The sequence below is a fragment of the Granulicatella sp. 20925_1_45 genome, from assembly GCF_041433555.1.
GTDB lineage: Bacteria > Bacillota > Bacilli > Lactobacillales > Aerococcaceae > Granulicatella.
The window spans coordinates 1-18,599 of record NZ_JAPWBR010000028.1 but is presented as its reverse complement, the minus strand read 5'-3'; the positions used below and the strand labels follow the sequence as shown (position 1 = coordinate 18,599).

The following is an 18,599-nucleotide window of genomic DNA, read 5'->3' as shown; positions in this document are numbered from 1 at the left end:
TTAACATGGGCATTTTATTGTTATCCATCGGTGGGATGATCTTTGTATCTGTCGGAGTATTTTTATATCATTTTTATAAGGAAAATAAAGTTAAGTTTTCAAAAGTTAATTTTAAGGTTGCAGAGGCAAAGTTTTCAGACGACAACATTGATGAGACGATTCTTGAACGTGATATGCGAGAGATAGTGTACCTTTTAAGTAGTTCAAAGTCTAATATTGTTGTCTTCGAGGATCTGGATAGATATGATAATGTTGATATTTTTATAAAGCTAAAGGAATTAAATTTTCTTTTAAACTCCTATATAGAGACAAATGAGAAAAATAGAATAGTTAGATTTGTATATTTAATAAAAGATGGACTTTTTCAGACAAAAGATAGAACTAAATTCTTTGATTTTATTTTACCTATTATTCCTGTAGTTGATTCGAACACATCCGAAGGGCATCTCTTAAGCTTATTAGACGTAGAGAATGAAAATCAAGAAGATGCTAGTGAACAAAACACAGCATTGAAAAGAAATGTGTTGAGGAATATTTCTCTTTATATTGATGATATGAGAGTTCTGCGTAATATAGTTAATGAATATAAAGTTTACACTAAAATTCTACGAGTTTCTGATACAAAATTGGATGAGAATAAATTATTTGCATTAATTACGATAAAAAATATCTATCCAAATGACTTCGATTTATTGCAAGAAAATAAAGGATATATCTCTAGAATCTTTAATAAGCTAGAAGATTATAGGAGTTCAAAAATTGATGATACAAATAATAAGCTTTCAAATTGTATAATAGATATTGAAAAATTTAATAATATATTTGAAAATACTAAATTTGAGGTACTTGCTTCAGGTATACCAAGTTATATAAGGCTTGATCCTTCTGAGGAAACATCTTGGGCCATTTTTTTAAAAAAATGGAGTGAGAATAAAGCAATAAAAAAATCAATTTATCAAAAAAGTGGATCTAATACGTATGAATATGAGGATTTTTTAAAATATTTTATAGATGAACTAGAGGAGAAAATAAAATTAGGAGAAGAGCTCTCTGAAAATAGAGAGACGAAGCTCAATAGGCTGAAAAAAGAAAAAGTTTTGTTGGAACGCCAACTTGATGAGATAAAACTGTACACATATAGAGAACTGCTAGATAAAATGACATCAGAAGAATTAGAGAAGTTATTTGAGTGTGATGAAGGTGAAGAACATCAAGAATTTACTTTAATACGTTATTTATTAATTGAAGGTTTATTTGACGAAACATACTGGTACTATAAAGGTGACTTTGATTCAGTTGACATCAATACATTACAACCAACAGATAGAATATATATGAGGAGATTACTAGAAAAATCAGAAGAAAATGTTTTGTTAGAAATTGAATCTCCAAACGAAATATTTAACAGACTAAAATTTTCTGATTATAAGAGGTATAATGCATTAAATTTCAAATTGTTAGAAGTATGTGTTGAAAAGAGTAGAGAAAATGAAACCGAAAATAAAAAAATTCTTAATATGATAATGACTGTTAGTGAGAATAAAAAATATAAAGATTTAATTCGTATTTTTAATAAGGTAGATTTTACAACAACACAATATTGTGTGGAATTGATACTTGAAAATGATATTGATTTAATTGGAAACATTTTGAAAGAGTGTGATGAAGACGATGTTATTGCACTAAATAATATAGTTCTCTCTGTCATCCTGAATGATAAAGTCTCAACTGAGATGATAGAACCATTTAAAGAATTTATTGAGAACAACGAAAAAGTTATTGAGTTAGTTTCTCCGGACAATCAGGAAGAATTTATAAGAAATGTTGGAGAAAAGAATATAAAATTTGAAGATTTACAGAAAATAGAACTTAGTGAAGATAACTTGATTCAAATAATTAATGAAAATGCTTATAGACTAAGCATAAAAAATCTAATGTTTATTGCAAAAAAGATAAATAAAGGTAGTGTCTTTGATTTCAATTTGCTAAGTGTAATTTCTAGTGACAAAAATCTCAAACAATGTTGGGAATATATTAATTCAAATTTTGACGAAGTAGTTTCAGAATACCTTGAACAATATGATGGGAAGTATCAATTTATAGTAAATAAAGATATTTTTAAAAAAATAATAGAATCAAGTATTTCATTAGAATTAAAGAGAAAATTTATAAAATCTGTCATGATGAGCTTGCACCAAATTGATGATCTTAATCAGAAACTCATAAACATACAAATTATAGAAGAGTTATTTAATAATAAGAAGGTAAAATATAATACAAAAAATACAAAATACTATTGGGAATTGATAATGCAAGATAGCGAAAATCTCAAGGACAAAAAAGATCTAATTGATAATTTTATTAAAAATTTCAACAAACAATTCTATACAGATAAAACAAAAGACCAAGCAGAAAAAGAAAAGATTTTTCAAGAATTAGTAGATATTTGTAATATAATAATTAATAATAATAATGTTGGGAAAGATTTATTTGAAATTATTATTAAATATGCAACGGAACGTATTGTAAAATTGAATGCTGATCTTCAAATAGATAAAATTAAAGAATTAGTGAATAGAAACATGATTATTCCCAATGAAGATAACATCAAAATATTGATAAATAAATCATTGAATGAAGAAATAAAATTAATTGCTGAAAATTATGAGAACGAAGTTTTACCAGTTTTAAGAAATATGGAACTGTCTGATGAAACGATTTACTCTGTAGTTAACAGTAATATTTCTGTAGACAATGCAAAGTCTTTAATAACTAATTTAAATGAAAGTGTGCAAATAGATAAAATTAGTCCAGAGAAAACAGAGTTAATAGAATATATTAAAAATAAAAGTTTGTAAAATTTAATAAATAATAATTACTTTATATGAGTATTCAAAAATGACGTGTATAACACTAAGAGTGTATTTACGCGTCTTTTTTGAATACTCAACAAATATAACTTCACTTAATTTTTATCCGAAATTATCCTAATTCACTAAAAAGATTAGTAATGTATTGTGGATAAATTCCGAAATTCAATTCCACACTAACAAACAACAAGAATAAAGTTTAAAAACATGAGAAAAAGTATACACTTTAAGGATAAATTCTCAAGCCTCTTTAGCCCCTTCTTCATAGTTCAATATAGAGATTAGCTAGTTTCTAATTCTATTTTAGGAGAAGAACTATGAAAGCATGGACAGAAACTGAAGAAACAACAAATCAACTTTTCGATCAATTCGAAGGGGTTATTTATCACGTATTGAAAAAGCTCAATATTCAAAAGAATAATTCTGAATACGATGATTTCTTGCAAGAAGGACGATTATTACTCTTGGAATCCTATCAGGAAAGCCAATCGAATCCACTTGACTCTGCGGATGCAGCAAAGCAATTCAATACCTATCTACAACGGAAATTATATTGGAAATTTCTCCATCGTATTACTAAGAAAAACATCGAGACAGTAGAATTTAATCAGGATTGGATGCAAGAATCGGAAAAAGATCCCTACTGGTTCGAGGTGGAATCTGACTATAAGGAATTTTTCCGAAAGCTCACGAAAATCCAAATGATAACATTGCAATATATGATGCAAAGTGATGAATCTGTCACAGAATATGCAAAAAGAATAGGGCGTACACGCTCAGCAGTACAACAGGATATTCTGTCGATCCGAAAAAAATTAAAAAAATTTTTAGACAAGCATAGCAAATTGGATTCCTAATTGGTTTATATAGATGTAGAAGTCATGACACTACAAAACAAAATAAACCAAATAAGGAGGACATAAACATGTCAGAAACATTTAATAAAGCAACATTGGAACTATTCTACCAAGATGCGGAAAAAGGAAAAGTGAAGAAATTCAAGAGTCTTCAAAACTTGAAGCAAGGGGCAACGCATGATGCTGTGATGACAGTCTCAGATGCAATCGATACTCTTGCAAAAGAAGCGATGACATACTGCGATACAGTCGTTCGTACACGACATGACAGAAACTAATAAATAAAGGAGGGAAATATCATGGCAGATGAAACAACAACTACAGTTAAAGAGCTATATTTAGGGTTTGCAGGAAGTGATGGGAAAACAAAACGTCTTGTTATTGCACATCCGGAAGATAATCTTGATGCTACAACTACTCGTGCAGCAATGAAAAAAATTGCGGATGCCAACCTGTTCGAAAAACAAGGAATCCAATTGTATACGAATGGGGAAAGTGCTAGCTATATGACTCGTATTAAAAATGAAATCTTTAACGACAAAAAGAAAAAATAAATGAAGGTTAGGAAGGTGAACTAGAAAATTTTAAAGGGTAATTTTCTAGCGGGTATGGAGAATCATCTGTTGAGGGTGGTTCTCCTAACCTTCTCGAAATGATGTAAGGGAGGAAAATTTATGAAAACATCATTTTACTATTTACAAACCGGAATTTTTACCCTCGGAGCTCTATTGGGTGGGTTTCTCGGAGGGAAAGATGGCCTCCTCTATGCTTTGTTAGTTCTTATTGTTCTGGATTACATAACGGGAGTATTAAATGCTATTGATCAACGAGAACTTTCAAGTGCAGTTGGGTATAAAGGTATTGCTCGCAAAGTACTTATTTTTGTGCTGGTAGGAACGGCAAATGTTGTAGATGTTTATATTTTGGGGAAAGCAGGAGTGTTACGAGCAGCAGTAATCTTCTTCTATATTTCGAATGAAGGAATCTCAATTCTCGAAAATGCGTCACATCTCGGATTGCCTGTTCCGAAAAAGCTTCAAAGCGTATTAAGACAACTACATCAAAAGGAGGAGAATTAAAATGATTAAAATTTTGAGAGAGTTTGTAATGGAGAATAGTGGATTTTTAGAAAGTTTTGACTTTGTGGTGATCCATAATGATGCAGGAAGAATGAAACCCAAACGATATATTTCTTTTCTAAGGAATCGTGATAAAGCTTTAGGTATCGCACATTTCTATTGCAACCGAGACACGATTGTTCAAGTCGTTCCTATTGAAAATATTGGCTACCATACTGGAGATTGGTGGAGTAACTGTCGTTCTGTTGGATACGAAGTGTGTGAGAGTCTATCAGCCAGCGATGAAGAATTCCTACAGAATGAGGATGTTACTCTATTGAAAGCAGCAGCAGACTTGGTAGAAGCAGGAATGCCGATTTCACGAGAGACGGTGCGACTTCATCATGAATTTGTACCAACCAGCTGCCCTCATCGAAGTATGGAGTTGCATGGAGGAACTACAGAGAGTGTACGATCATATTTTATTGAAAGAATGCAATATTTTGCGTCACTCGGAAATAATCTGGTTGAGATTTTACATAACCACTTTCCAGAGGAAAAAGTCCGAATGCATATTTGGGAACGTTTAGGAGTTTTTCGTAATGAAGATGAAAGTGAAAATGAAATTGTTCAACAAGTTATGCAAGGAGAGTGGGGCAATGGTCAAGAACGCATACAACGATTAACAGAAGCGGGGTATGATGCAGGGTTAATTCAAGAGAAAGTAAATCTTGCGTTACAAGGATCTCAAATCAATGATATAAAAACGATGGATGCTGTTGCTTATGAAGTGATTCAGGGTGATTGGGGAAATGGAGAAGAACGCAAAGAGCGACTTGAAGCTGCGGGCTATGACTACGATGCAGTTCAGCAAAAAGTCAATGAAATATTGGAATAAATTAGAGCCTACTGATGAAAATATCAGTAGGCTCTGTTGTTTTCGTAGTGAATCGGAATTATTACCTTGTTTTAGAAGAGTGGAAAAAGGATGAAGGAAATATTCCTAAGTTGGTTGAAACCAGAAAAGGATAGTTTTAAATAAGATACCTCTTTTTCAGAAAATGCTTTCATGGTATACTTAAAAAGTATATTTCATAAGAAAAAGAATATTAAAAAGAAACTAAATAAAAAATGGAGGTAGTGTTTAATGTCAGAAGATTTCATTGAACGTCCACGAAAAAATGAAAAAGATGGCGTAATCCAATATGTTAAACAGCTCTTGGGACAAGCTCTTGAGGAGCAGCGTAATGAAGATGTCAATAAACTGGAAGAAGTTATCCGCCTATTACAAACTAAAAAGTACGGTCTAGTTTGGGAAGAACATGCGGAAATCGTCGAAGAAGAAATGAAAACAAAAATACCTGTCTTCGTGGAAGATGTAGAGAAAAAGATAGCAGGGAATCCGGATTCTCATGATTACAACTTTCTGTTAGAAGGCGATAATCTTCATATCTTGAAGCTACTTGAAAAAACTCATGCAGGGAAAATAGACGTTATTTATATTGATCCCCCATACAATACCGGAAATAAAGATTTTATTTATAATGATAAAATAATTGATAAAAATGATGGATATTCACACTCAAAGTGGCTTTCTTTTATGAGCAAGCGTCTTGAGTATGCGAGGGTGTTGTTAAATGATTCAGGATTAATTTATATTTCTATTGATAATAATGAGCAATCTCAATTAAAACTTTTATGTGATTCTATTTTTGGAGAGACTAATTTTGTAGCTAATTTAATTTGGAGTAATAGAGAAGGGGGTGGAAGTTCGGATAGTAAGTTGTTTAGATTAAAGCATGAATATATACTTGTGTATTCAAAAGATATTGATGCGGTCGAAATCAAAGGAGTTCCTATCTCTAATGAGGATAGATATAAATTTTCAGACGAGTACGAAGTAACTAGAGGTAAGTATTATTTACAGAAATTAGGAATGGGATCAATTCAGTATTCTGAATCGTTAGATTATCCTATCGAAGCTCCTGATGGTAGTTTTATAATGCCATCAGACAATAATAATGGGAAGAAAGCATGTTGGAGATGGTCACGGAAGAAATTTGAGTGGGGACTTAAAAATGGATTTGTAGAGATTAAGCAAAATGTAAAAGATGAGTGGGTTGTTTATACAAAACAATATCTAAAAGCAGACAATGATGGAAATATCATTTTGCGTAGTCAGAGACCTATGGGCGTGATTGATTCTTTCTCAAGTACGCAAGGAGCAAAGCAATTAAAAAATATTATACCAGACGCTCCCTTCTCTTACCCTAAAGATACAAATCTAATTTCTTGGCTACTTGATAGAACAGATAATAAGAATTCCCAAGTTCTTGATTTCTTTGCAGGTTCAGGAACAACCGGCCATGCAGTAGAGCAACTTAACCAAGAAGATGGAGGTAATCGTAGATACATTCTATGTACCAATAATGAAAACAATATTTGCGAAGAAGTAACTTATAAGCGATTGACTAATATCCAGAAAGAGCTACCTCATAATCTCAAATACTTTAAAACAGATTTTGTTGATAAGAACGATTTTCCTGATTTTCAACTAGAAGATGAACTTTTGAATTATATCACTCCACTTGTTGAATTAGAATTTGGAGTTGATATCTCAAATCCATCTGTTCAAATTATTCTTACGGAAGATCATTTAGCTGATTTAATTAAAGAAGGAAAACTAGAAAAAGACTCTACTCTTTTTATTCATTCTGAAGTTTTTCTAGATAGCAAGGAAGAAACAGTACTGTCGATGTTGAATATCTCAAGACAGGTAATTCCTGATTATTACTTTGGAAAGGATCTATGGTCATGATAGAATTAAAAGATTTTCAAAAAAACATGGTTGATAAACTTCTGAGTTTCACTGCTCCTGAATATGGAGTGAACGAATTGATTATTAAAGCCCCGACGGGTTCGGGTAAAACAATCTGTCTGCTCTCATGGATAAATGACTACATTTCAACAACACATGATAATGTTGCTTTTGTCTGGTTTACTCCCGGAGCAGGAGAATTAGAGGAACAGAGCCAAGATAAGGCAAAAGGTTTTTCTAGCATCAAAGCACAATCAGTTGATGATGCACTTCTAAATGGTTTTGACAGAGACACAGTGACATTTATCAACTACGAACGAGTAATCGGGAAAAAATCTAAAGCGATGTTAACCGATAGTGAACGTGACAATCTTGATGACAAGATCGAAAAAGCTTTCCAACAAGGGCGCCATTTTATACTTGTTATCGATGAAGCGCATCGTAACGATACAACTAAAGCTCGCGATGTAATTTCTCGCTTTAAAGCCTCAAAAACTGTACGTGTATCTGCTACCATTGCAAATTCTAATACTTCAAAGATTTCGGAATACTACGAAGTTACTGAAGAATCTGTTATAGAATCAGGATTGATCACAAAGGCTGTGGTAGTAAACGAGGGATTAGATATCGAATTGGACGTTACAGATGAATTTGCCCTTCTTTTTGAGGCGGCGGAGAACAAACGGAAAGAAATCGTTCATGAATACCAAAACAACGGCATTCAAGGTGTAAATCCATTAGTCATCGTCCAGTTGCCTGATAAATCAGATTCAGAAGCCGATTTAGTTTCAAGAATTGAAAATTATATTGAAAACCGGCTGAAGAAAACATACGAAGACGGGAAACTAGGAATCTGGCTAGCGGATAAAAAACGAAATCACCTAGACGTGACAAAACTAGATAATCCCGTCGAATATCTAATCATCAAACAAGCAATCGCCACGGGTTGGGATGCTCCCCGTGCAAAAATATTAGTTAAAATCCGTGAAAATATGGGTGAATACTTTACCATCCAAACAATCGGCCGTATTCGTCGTATGCCTCAACCACAACGAGGACACTATAACGTTGACGTTCTAGATAATGCGTATCTCTACACTTTTGATAAAGATTTCCTAACTGGAGCTTTTGCGGAGGGCGGAGCCGTTGCCCCAACGCCTATCCTTCGATTAAAGGATAGTGCTAAAGATTTAAAATTGATTAGTGAACGCATTATCAATGAAACTGCTGAGAAAGACGAAAAAGCTATCCGCAAAAACCTATACGAAGGATTGAAAGAAGCGTGGAATCTTTCTAATGATGTTGAAGAAAATAGAAAGGAAGTGGAGAATCACGGGCTAATTATTCGCCGAACAATCAAGACAACGTATAAGCAGGGTCGATTTGATACCCTCGATCATGCAGATCGACTACAAGATCTTGAACGCTCTGTTGAGGTGGATTATCGTGGGAATCGTCTTGATTTACTGCACGCCTTCCATGAACTGGATCGTGTGACTCACCTACCTGTATCAAAGGTTGAAGCGATTCTTAAACGTTTCTTCCTAGCTGATGGACGTCCAACAGAGGAACGCCTCCTAAAATTAGATGCACAAGAGTGGACGGCATTTATCCTCAATAACTGGCGAGTGCTCCGTGATGAGTTTAGAAAAATTGATATAGCAAAAGCAATGACTCTAGAACTTGAAAACATCCAACAAAACGATTTTACGCTTCCATTGGAGGAACGATATACCTATAATCCTCAAATAGAAGGTAAGATTGTTCGCACAAGCGCATATGCTGGATATACTACTGCATCGATAGCAGCCAGACCTAGTCTTGTTGAAAGACTGTTCGAGCGATATATGGAAGAACGAGAAGATGTGGATTTTGTATACAAAAATGGTGATTCTGGTACACAGTATTTCTCACTTGCTTACGGAACGAACGGTGGACGAAGTCATTTCTATCCAGACTTCATTGTGAAAATGAAAAATGGGGATATTTATATCATCGAAACAAAAGGCGGAGAAACGTTATCTGGAATGGATAAGAATATTGATCCATATGCTCCAGCTAAATATGAAGCTCTTAAGGACTACGCAAAGCGTCATAAGGTTAAATGGGCCTTTGTAAGAGATTATAATGAAAGTCTCTGGTATCTCAATGATGGTCCGTGGGTTGACCAAATGAACAAGGAATCATGGAAACCTATTGATGAATTGTTTGAAAACTAGATAATTTTTTAATGCCTTTTAAAATAAATTGATTTGGAAGGGAATTAAGCAGACACCCTCTGCTTAATTCCTTTTTTATCTCCGCCACCACCTGCTTTTTCCCTCCCACCTATGCTATAATAATCTTGAATAGAGAAGGGTTTCATGATTGGAGGAGAGAGTATGAAGAGAAGACAAATCCTAGCATCGGCGCTTTGTGTGTTGGCACTTGCGGCATGTAACAAGAAACCAGAAGAAGTGACGACAACCCAGGCACCAACGACGGTTCAAGCGACAACGGGGACACCGACAACAGTTGCCCAGACTGAGCACGCGACGTATTTTGAGATGTTGCTCTTATCGTATAATGTTGCGGCCAAGGATGCCGATATCACAGAAGGGTTAGCCGCGGCCAAGAAGGTGCGTGATGAGATGTTTGAGCAGTTTCCAAGCGACAAGGATGACATCGACTATGCCTATTCGGACTTGGAGCTCTTGGTTCGTTTTAACGCGACTGGATTTAGCGACTTCATGAAGCGGTGGAATGCGTCGACTGGGCAGCATTTCGAGGCCTTGCACGAGGCGATTCACATGGATGCTGCGACCATCAATGGCGATAAGATCAAATGGAATATGATGGGCGTTGTGGCTTCTAACGACTACGATGTGATCGTGGTGGAGGCGTATCTGGACGCTACGAAGAAAGAGGCGTTCCTCTTTGGGTACGAAGACGGCGAGCCGCTGGTGCTTCATGCGACGAATGTGACGCGTGAGACACTTGCAAAAGCAGCGTTTCAAGTCGTGAAGGACGCTGATTTATTAAAAGGCTTTACCGACAATGCGACATGGAAAGCAACTTCTGAGGCGTCTGCGAATCAATCGGTTGCGGATGCGATGGCGATTTATGCGCGTAAAAGAGGCGAAATCTATGAGCGCACGAGTCCAGCGACCCAGCGTGAGTACTATGATTTAGCCGTTCCAGACCAGCTCTTCAAATATGCTACGGTCGATGGTGAGAAGGCGAACTTCAAGTGGGCAGGGCTGAATTTCCAATCTGGAGGCGACTCTTACGAAATCGTGGAGTGTTATGTGTCTGAATCAGGGACATCGGTGATTGTATTTGCCAAAAAAGAAGGAATCAATGTGCTGTTAATCGGCGAATCAGAGCCACAGACGACTAAGAAAGCGGATGGAACGATCAAGTCGAGCATCGTGAACCTCCAACCGTACGATAACGACACACTAGAACGTGCATTGTGGTAAGACAGGAGAAGAAGAATGACAGAAGTACAACAACTTGAACAACTAATGAATGAGATGCTGCCGGGATTGCAGCTCTTTGCTAGAGACATCAACCTCACGCCAGAAGAAGCGGCGAAGTTCCAGGTGGGGCAGATTGTGCGTAACGCGGCCTTTACCGACGCGACGAGCCGGGTGGGCGGCATGGTGACAACGCACCGTTTCAGCATTTTATCGAACCACCTCTTTGACCTAACGAAGGCGGAGCACGGCACGAACTGGGGGCTACACGTGGCTAACCGCGACAGCCACTTCAAGGTGCTGGACATTTACGAGCATGAAGGCAAGACGCAGATTCTGCTCTTGCATTTGCCGGATGATTATCGTTGGAAATGGATGGAGCATGTGAACCTGGATCTGCCGGTGGACATCGTGGCCGACAGCAGAGAGCGTTTCGCCTCCAAGGCCCACGCCGAACCAATCCCAGAGGTGACAAGTCCGGAGTGGCTTGACCGATGCGGTTTTGCGCCAGGACTCGACATCAAAGGCGAACTCTTCCCAAATGAAATTCCAATCGCAAGCCAAATGCAAAAAGTAAAAGAAGCCTCTTTCCGCAGCTTCTACCATCAACTCGTCTACGTTCGCTGCGCAGCGCTCATCGAAGACGTGATGCCAGAAGTAGCCAAGGCTGGCGACACAGGGCTCGTCCTCTACGGATATATCGACGAAGAGGTCGGCGTTTCCTTCCAACCGCTATGGATCGCAAAAGAAGGCGAATCAACGCTAGACATGCGATTGATTCCAGAAGAGACGATGTATCTGATTCGTCTAGCGAACCTTGATGACTGCGAGTTCTGTTCAATGAAATGGATTGAAGTGGATCCGTATATTGTTGACCGTTCAAGACGCGTCATTGCGGAAGTCTATGACACAAAGAGCAAAGAAAAAGAAGAGACACGCTCGTTCCAAGGACTCGACCGATTCCGCCGCCGCGAGCATCCCGATGACTTTGGCGTAGCGGTCTACTACGAAGACAAGACGAAGGATCCTGAACGCTTGTGGGTCCGCATCTCGCGCGTGGAAGGCAACCAATGCTTCGGCACGCTCTTGATGGACTCGAAGCACCCAGACGGGCCAAAAGAAGGGGACGAGATTATGTTTAAAGTTCTTCAGAACGAAAACGGCGAGCTAGAAGTTGTGTCGGTTCAAAGTTAATAAAAAAGACAAAAAATAACCCTTGGTATCTTCATAGTGTTGATGGTAAGGCACCGGGCCAAGCCTGAGTCTTGGCTCCTACCAAGCTTCAAACTGACTCTGCGGGTTTTACCCTAGAGTCAGTAATTCACGTTGGTTGCTCTTCTTACCATTCACACTATAGAACCGAGGGCCTTTTGTCTTTTTTTAACTATCACACCTTCTTCGTGTATGGGAGAAATCACACCTTTTCATTTACCTTGATGGAGCGTATCTTGACATTAAATAAATTTATGGTATATTAAAGGAGCAAGAAAATAGTGAATATTTCAAATCACTAAAGCCAGAAAGAGCATTGGATGTGGATGATCCAATGCTCTTTTTTTCGTTAGATTAACGTTCTGGTGCTAAGGCAACTATTTTTTCTTGCTAGAGTTTAGCAAATACTCTACTAATATTAAAATTAGTCCCACATGTAGTGGAGCAAGAAAATATATAATGAACATTTCCACTAAAGCCTCACCTCCTTACGAGGCTAGTTGCCTACCATAAGTATAACACTTCACAAGCAGGTGTTGAATAGATTTTTTGATATTTTCAACCAGAAAAATAAGGCTAAGCGAGACTGTCGCTTAGCCTTTTCGTATTTGTTCTATAACATTATAATTTGACGCAGAGTGTAGCGATATAGTCGTTGCCAAATTGTGATAATCGATGCCTTTTGTCGCACGATTCATAAAAATCAATCATCGCGAGACCGTTTTTCAATTGTCCTCGAATCTGAGTTTCTAAGGTATGGCTAAATTCATATCCGTATTCTGGATTGATGGTGATTTTGCCTTGTTCTTCAAGCTCTTTTGAATTAAAAGGGATGGAGAACTTTAACAGTAATTCCTCGTCGGGTTGGTCCCATACAACGTCGGCGTCATACATGTATATCCAAGGATTCATAAAACCGACCATTAACAAGCCACCTTTTTTCAATACACGAGCGGCTTCTTTATACATGTTTTCTAAATCTTCTATATAGACATTCGAAACGGGATTAAAAATAATATCAAACGTTTCATCTTCAAAAGGGAATGGTTTTGTCATATCGGCTTGAACGGTATTGATTGTTAAACCTTCTCTTTTAGCAACCATCTCATCTTTTTGTAATTGTGAGGTAGAAAAATCCATTATGGTGACATCATAACCTTTTGCGGCAAAAACGGGACCCTGCTGACCGCCACCACAAGCTAACCCTAATATCTTTTTCCCACTGGCTTTTTCAAACCATTCTTGTGGAACTTTTTTTCCAACCGTTAATGCAACAGAAATTGGATGTTTCTTAGCTTCTTCTAATTCTTCATGTGTCACTGGATCGGTATAGTCGTTGTTTACATGATTCCATCTTTCTTGATTTAATTTTAAATAATTGCTCATCTCTCATCACCGCTTTCCGTCTTCTCAGGTTCATTATACTATTGCTAGGAAAAGTAGGGAAGTGTCCACTAATTTACTTGATTATAAAAAGAAGTATGCTATAGTGAAGGGGTAGATAATAAATACCTTCACAGAAAGAGCATTGGATCTCGTACATCCAATGCTTTTTTTTGTTTGTATTAATGCGCCCCGTCCGCAATTTCCGCAATGTAAAAGCTTGGAGCGTAGCCAATCTCTTCAGTATAAACTTTGGCAACGTTGGCTTTAAAGGCATCGATATGGTCCTTATGCACCAGAGCGATGGCACAGCCGCCAAATCCAGCTCCTGTCATACGAGCGCCAAGAACGCCAGCTTGTTCCCAAGCGGTATGCACCAGCGTGTCGAGTTCCTTACCGGTTACCTCGTAGTCGAGTTCGGTAGAGAGATGGCTCTCGTTCATCAGACGTCCGAAGTGAGCGAGGTCGCCTTCTTTTAAGACACGTGTCGCAAGCACCGTCCGTTCGTTTTCACTTACGGCATGACGAGCACGTTTCACAAAGAGTTCGCTAGATAGGTGATGCTTCAACTCATCGAACTGATCGATGGTGAGGTCCCCCAAGGTCTCGATAGCCACGTGTTCTTGTAGTTCCTTCAAAGCAATGCGCGTTTCGGCAAAGCGTTCGTTGTATTTCGAATCGGCCAGTTCGCGGCGTTTATTCGTGTTCATAATCACGATACGATAGTCGCCGAGTTTCACTGGAACGAGTTCATACTCCAGCGTTGCACAGTCGAGGAAGATGGCGTGGTCCTTTTTGCCCATCCCCACAGCGAACTGGTCCATGATGCCGGAATTCACACCAATGAAGTCATTTTCCACACGTTTCCCAACCTTCACGAGACCCAGCGTGTCGATGTCTAGAGTATATACTTTGCGAGCGATGACGCCCACGAGCAGCTCGAATGAGGCTGACGATGAGAGACCCGAGCCGTTCGGGATGTTTCCGTAAAATGCGATGTCCATGCCGTGCGGAAAAGCGAAGCCGAGGTCCGCCAAGTACACGAAAACGCCCTTGACATAGTTCGCCCACGAGTCACTGCCCCTGTAAGCCAAGTCGATCATATCGAGCTCGCGTATACCATCCTTCGGAAAATTGTCCGAATAGAGACGGAGCTTCTTGTCCGAACGTGGCTTCACCCACGCATAAGTCCCCAGCGTAATCGCGCAAGGAAAAACGTGTCCGCCATTATAGTCGGTATGTTCCCCGATTAAATTCACGCGCCCCGGAGCAAAGAAACTCTCCTCCGGCTCCGTGCCGTACACCTCCACAAACTTCTGCCTTAATTGATCTGTAATTTGTCCCATCTCATCACCGCTTTCTGTTTATTCACCTTCATTATACGCCAAAATCTTGGTAAAAAAAGAGGCGTTGTGGATTTTCAAAAAGAAATCCAACAACACCTAAAAATCGTCCAGCAGCATTCCTTCTATGACAGCATCCTTTTGAAGCACTGGCTAACTTGAAGTTTCCCTCTGTGCCGATAATTAGCGTTAGAGAGGGCTATTCTTTCTTCTTGCGTCATCTCTCAGAGTAAGAAGCGCTGAAAAGAGACAAAAATCCCTCGGTTCTATAGTGTGAATGGTAAGGAAGAACAACCAATGTGAATTACTGACTCTAGGGTAAGACCCGTAGAGTCAGTTTGAAGCTTGGTAGGGCTGAGATTTAAGCTCAGCCCGGTGTCCTTACCATCAACACTATGAAGAAACCGAGGGTTTTATTTTGTCTCTTTTCTATTAAAATATTTCATGCCTTACTTCTTTAATAAGCGGATGACGTAAGAAGGCATATGAAAGATAGATCGCCATCAAACACCAGATAATCGGCTCAGAGAAAATAACTCCAAGATAGCCAGTGTGCGGAATGATGAAGATGACAAAAAGCACTTTCCCCACCAACTCAATAAAGCTCGAAACCAATGGCGTTACCTTTTGCCCTAGCCCTTGCAAACTATTTCGTAAAATCAATAGAAGCGCAAGCGGGATATAGAACATTGACCCGATACGGTTGTAAAGCGCCGCATTGTCCAGAAGTACAGGGTCGCTTGAACCAGAGATAAGTTCATTTAACGCAGGACTTGCAAAGAACAAGAAGATGCATACCAAAATCGCCCAGCCGAACGCTACGAGACTTCCTTGACGAATGCCTTTTGCGATACGGTGCGGTTTGTTTGCCCCGAAGTTTTGCGAAGTGAAGGTCGTCATTGCTGCCGCAATCGCCGCGAATGGGAGTGTCGAGAACGCGAAGATGCGTCGTGCTGATGTTTGCGCGCTGATGATGACTGGTCCGAGTGCGTTGATAGAAGATTGAAGCATCACGGATCCAATCGATACGATGGACGACATGAGTCCCATGGCTAGGCCTTGGCTGAGTAAGTCCATGTATAATTCGTCGTCGCGTACGAAATCACTTTTTGCTGGAATCAAGAAGCTGGCGCGTTTTTTAATATAAATAAAGCAGAGGACGGCCGATAAGCCCTGTGCGATAATCGTCGCAATCGCCGCTGCCGCAACGCCCATGTTGAACGTTGTAATGAGTAAGATATCTAAAAATACGTTTACTACCGCTGAGAAAATCAGGAAGTAGAGTGCCGCCTGACTGTCGCCGACTGCACGAAGCAGACCCGCACAGAGGTTATATGCAAAGGTCACGGCAATACCGATTACGACAATCGAGATATATTCATACGACTGGTCGATGATACTCTCAGGCGTTCCAAGAAACTGAAGGAGAGGATACATGCCGAAACTTCCGATAATGGCCACAAGGAGACTAAGAAAGGCTCCGATGACAAGAGTTGCTCCAACGGCACGTTTCAAGAGGCGATGGTTATTGGCCCCGTAATAGCGTGCGATAATAACGCCCATCCCGTTTCCGACTCCAAGCGAGAATCCGACGATGAGTTCAAAGATGGCGGCTGTGGCTCCAACCGCTGCCAGCGCATCCTGCCCAAGGAACCTCCCGACAATCATGATGTCGGCAGTGTTGTATAGTTGCTGGAATATGTTTGAGATTATAATTGGGATTGCAAATGCAATAATAGACCGCAAAATCGGCCCGTCTGTTAAGTTAATCGCTGTTTTTTTCATAAGGGCAATTATACTCTTCATAAAAAAATAGGTCAAGGGTAGACCGAAGGTCTAAAAGCCGACTTTGAAGACCAGCGGATTGTTGCTATACATACCGTAATGTTGCACCGGTGCGAGCCTCGAAGAGTCTCTCACCTTTACAGCCTCAAAGTTGGCGTAAGGAATAAATTCCTACGCCAACTAATTCGCATGTAATGCTATACACGTTACGGTTTGTATAGCATCCGCAGGCTTCTTCATCGGCTTTTAGATGTGCTTTTTATGAGGTGTAATGGCAATGAAAACAGGGTTAACTGAACAGACGTCTTATTGTATTTGGAATCCCGCGGCGGAGTGAGGGGAGAGGTGCTTGGAGGTGGATAGAATCGCCTAACTTATTTTCAAATCGCCTAAAAATGAGGCAATATTAGGCGAAAAGGAAGTAAGGCAGAATCGCCTAACTACTTTTAAATCGCCTAAAAACAATGTATAATTAGGAGAAAAAAGAAGGAGGTAGGCGAATGAGAGTTTTTGATTATGAAAAATTATCGCAAAGTCAATGGGATGTTGAAGTGATTAATCTTCTAGCAAAAATTCATGAACATAAGGGTAAACAAGAGCTGTTTTTGGAACAAAAACCTGCCGTTTTAGATAAATTGGTAGAAATCGCTAAAGGTCAAAGCGTGGAAGATTCGAATAAAATAGAAGGAATTATCACGACAACAACGAGAATTAAGGAGTTAATGGCTCATAAAACAACACCGAGAAACAGAGACGAGGAAGAAATTTTAGGATATAGGGACGTCTTAAATACGATACATGAAAGTTATGAATATATTCCTATCAATAGCAATTATATTTTACAACTCCACAGAGAATTGTATAAATATAGTGAAAAAGGAATTGGAGGAAGATATAAAAACACTCAAAATTCTATCGTTGAAAAGGATCAAAATGGTAATGTTATAGAAATATTTAAGCCGTTACCTCCATATGAGACACCTAAAGCAATTGAAGACATTTGTAGAGAGCTTAATAAAGCTTTGGATAAACATGAAGTAGATTCGTTGTTGTTAATCCCGATATTTATCCATGATTTTCTGTGTATTCATCCATTTAATGATGGAAATGGTCGAATGAGTCGATTGTTAACGACACTTCTTTTATATAGACAAGGGTATGTGATTGGGAAGTACATTAGTTTAGAGAGTAAAATTGAGCAAAATAAAGAGGGTTATTACTCATCTTTAAGAAAAAGTGGTTTGAATTGGTATGAAGGTCAAGAAGATGTGACTCCTTTTATAAAATATATTCTTAGAACAATATTGGCAGCTTATATTGATTTTGAAGAGAGAGTTGACTATGTAGATGAAAAGCTCCCTTCTATTGAACTGGTTAGAAGAGCAGTCAATAAAAAATTGGGCAAGTTTACTAAATCAGATATCATGGAATTAGTTCCAAGTATAGGTAAAGCAACCGTTGAAAATATGCTGAAAAAACTCGTCGAAGAGGGCTATATTAATCGATATGGAAAAGGAAGAACAACCTATTACGTAAAAAATAACTAAATTTAACATCTCGTTTGATATGTACTACTTTTATTAGATACAAAAAAACTAGCAGTTTTTCTGCTAGTTTTTTTAAATGCGTTTATTTGGTTCTATAATTTCTAGGGTTGATGGAAATTTTCCACAACCCTATTTTAGTGTATACAAAAAGGCCAACATCCGTTATATTAAAATCGCTAAACCTAATACAAAAGGATGATGACCATATGAACAATATACTAGAAGCTACGCTACAAATCAAAGATAAAAACATTATTTGGGATAATAA

The 18,599-nt window shown here is 38.3% G+C and carries 14 protein-coding genes; 11 read left to right on the top strand and 3 right to left on the bottom strand.

All coding sequences use genetic code 11. The annotated features are described in order from the left end of the window. From O3798_RS08220 to O3798_RS08175, 10 genes are all read left to right on the top strand, one after another. Positions 1–2,858 (top strand): hypothetical protein (locus O3798_RS08220; RefSeq protein ID WP_371464245.1); only part of this gene is annotated, 2,858 nt, incomplete at its 5' end. 329 nt (positions 2,859–3,187) lie between these two features. Further along, positions 3,188–3,727, top strand: coding sequence for a sigma-70 family RNA polymerase sigma factor (locus O3798_RS08215; RefSeq protein ID WP_371464244.1), 540 nt, complete (start codon positions 3,188–3,190; stop codon positions 3,725–3,727). A 68-nt stretch (positions 3,728–3,795) separates the two neighbouring features. Continuing rightward, a complete protein-coding gene (locus O3798_RS08210; RefSeq protein ID WP_371464243.1) occupies positions 3,796–4,005 on the top strand; it encodes a hypothetical protein in 210 nt (69 codons plus the stop codon). A gap of 21 nt (positions 4,006–4,026) precedes the next feature. After that, complete coding sequence (locus O3798_RS08205) at positions 4,027–4,281, top strand: DUF2922 domain-containing protein (RefSeq protein ID WP_371464242.1); 255 nt, start codon at positions 4,027–4,029, stop codon at positions 4,279–4,281. Between the two features lie 120 nt (positions 4,282–4,401). Next, positions 4,402–4,806 carry a holin family protein gene (locus O3798_RS08200; protein ID WP_371464241.1) on the top strand — a complete coding sequence of 135 codons (405 nt, stop codon included), beginning with the start codon at positions 4,402–4,404 and terminating at the stop codon, positions 4,804–4,806. A 1-nt stretch (position 4,807) separates the two neighbouring features. Then, positions 4,808–5,683 carry an N-acetylmuramoyl-L-alanine amidase gene (locus O3798_RS08195; RefSeq protein ID WP_371464240.1) on the top strand — a complete coding sequence of 292 codons (876 nt, stop codon included), beginning with the start codon at positions 4,808–4,810 and terminating at the stop codon, positions 5,681–5,683. Positions 5,684–5,932: 249 nt separating this feature from the next. Next, on the top strand, positions 5,933–7,603 hold the full coding sequence (locus tag O3798_RS08190) for a site-specific DNA-methyltransferase (protein WP_371464239.1): 1,671 nt from the start codon (positions 5,933–5,935) through the stop codon (positions 7,601–7,603). Further along, complete coding sequence (locus tag O3798_RS08185) at positions 7,600–9,822, top strand: DEAD/DEAH box helicase (RefSeq protein WP_371464238.1); 2,223 nt, start codon at positions 7,600–7,602, stop codon at positions 9,820–9,822. Before O3798_RS08190 ends, O3798_RS08185 begins: the two co-directional genes overlap by 4 nt. Positions 9,823–9,984: 162 nt before the next feature. Next, entirely contained in the window at positions 9,985–11,064 is a 1,080-nt protein-coding gene (locus O3798_RS08180) for a hypothetical protein (protein ID WP_371464237.1), read from the top strand. 381 nt (positions 11,065–11,445) lie between these two features. Then, positions 11,446–12,255 carry a hypothetical protein gene (locus O3798_RS08175; protein ID WP_371464236.1) on the top strand — a complete coding sequence of 270 codons (810 nt, stop codon included), beginning with the start codon at positions 11,446–11,448 and terminating at the stop codon, positions 12,253–12,255. A gap of 639 nt (positions 12,256–12,894) precedes the next feature. Here O3798_RS08175 and O3798_RS08170 read toward each other — a convergent pair. From O3798_RS08170 to O3798_RS08160, 3 genes are all read right to left on the bottom strand, one after another. Further along, positions 12,895–13,659 (bottom strand): class I SAM-dependent methyltransferase, encoded by a 765-nt coding sequence (locus O3798_RS08170; RefSeq protein WP_371464235.1) that lies wholly within the window; start codon positions 13,657–13,659, stop codon positions 12,895–12,897. Between the two features lie 179 nt (positions 13,660–13,838). Further along, positions 13,839–15,002, bottom strand: coding sequence for a galactokinase (locus tag O3798_RS08165; RefSeq protein WP_371464234.1), 1,164 nt, complete (start codon positions 15,000–15,002; stop codon positions 13,839–13,841). 429 nt (positions 15,003–15,431) lie between these two features. Next, positions 15,432–16,784, bottom strand: coding sequence for an MATE family efflux transporter (locus O3798_RS08160; protein WP_371464233.1), 1,353 nt, complete (start codon positions 16,782–16,784; stop codon positions 15,432–15,434). A gap of 500 nt (positions 16,785–17,284) precedes the next feature. On the opposite strand from O3798_RS08160, the gene O3798_RS08155 reads away from it, so the two are divergent. Then, positions 17,285–18,331 (top strand): Fic family protein, encoded by a 1,047-nt coding sequence (locus O3798_RS08155; protein WP_371464232.1) that lies wholly within the window; start codon positions 17,285–17,287, stop codon positions 18,329–18,331. Positions 18,332–18,599: the final 268 nt, after the last annotated feature.

Excerpts from the sequence above, each read along its gene's own strand:
- O3798_RS08215 (WP_371464244.1), top strand. The coding sequence starts at position 3,188 with ATGAAAGCATGGACAGAAACTGAAGAAACAACAAATCAACTTTTCGAT.
- O3798_RS08210 (WP_371464243.1), top strand. The coding sequence starts at position 3,796 with ATGTCAGAAACATTTAATAAAGCAACATTGGAACTATTCTACCAAGAT.
- O3798_RS08205 (WP_371464242.1), top strand. The coding sequence starts at position 4,027 with ATGGCAGATGAAACAACAACTACAGTTAAAGAGCTATATTTAGGGTTT.
- O3798_RS08200 (WP_371464241.1), top strand. The coding sequence starts at position 4,402 with ATGAAAACATCATTTTACTATTTACAAACCGGAATTTTTACCCTCGGA.
- O3798_RS08195 (WP_371464240.1), top strand. The coding sequence starts at position 4,808 with ATGATTAAAATTTTGAGAGAGTTTGTAATGGAGAATAGTGGATTTTTA.
- O3798_RS08190 (WP_371464239.1), top strand. The coding sequence starts at position 5,933 with ATGTCAGAAGATTTCATTGAACGTCCACGAAAAAATGAAAAAGATGGC.
- O3798_RS08185 (WP_371464238.1), top strand. The coding sequence starts at position 7,600 with ATGATAGAATTAAAAGATTTTCAAAAAAACATGGTTGATAAACTTCTG.
- O3798_RS08180 (WP_371464237.1), top strand. The coding sequence starts at position 9,985 with ATGAAGAGAAGACAAATCCTAGCATCGGCGCTTTGTGTGTTGGCACTT.
- O3798_RS08170 (WP_371464235.1), bottom strand. The coding sequence starts at position 13,659 with ATGAGCAATTATTTAAAATTAAATCAAGAAAGATGGAATCATGTAAAC.
- O3798_RS08165 (WP_371464234.1), bottom strand. The coding sequence starts at position 15,002 with ATGGGACAAATTACAGATCAATTAAGGCAGAAGTTTGTGGAGGTGTAC.
- O3798_RS08160 (WP_371464233.1), bottom strand. The coding sequence starts at position 16,784 with ATGAAAAAAACAGCGATTAACTTAACAGACGGGCCGATTTTGCGGTCT.
- O3798_RS08155 (WP_371464232.1), top strand. The coding sequence starts at position 17,285 with ATGAGAGTTTTTGATTATGAAAAATTATCGCAAAGTCAATGGGATGTT.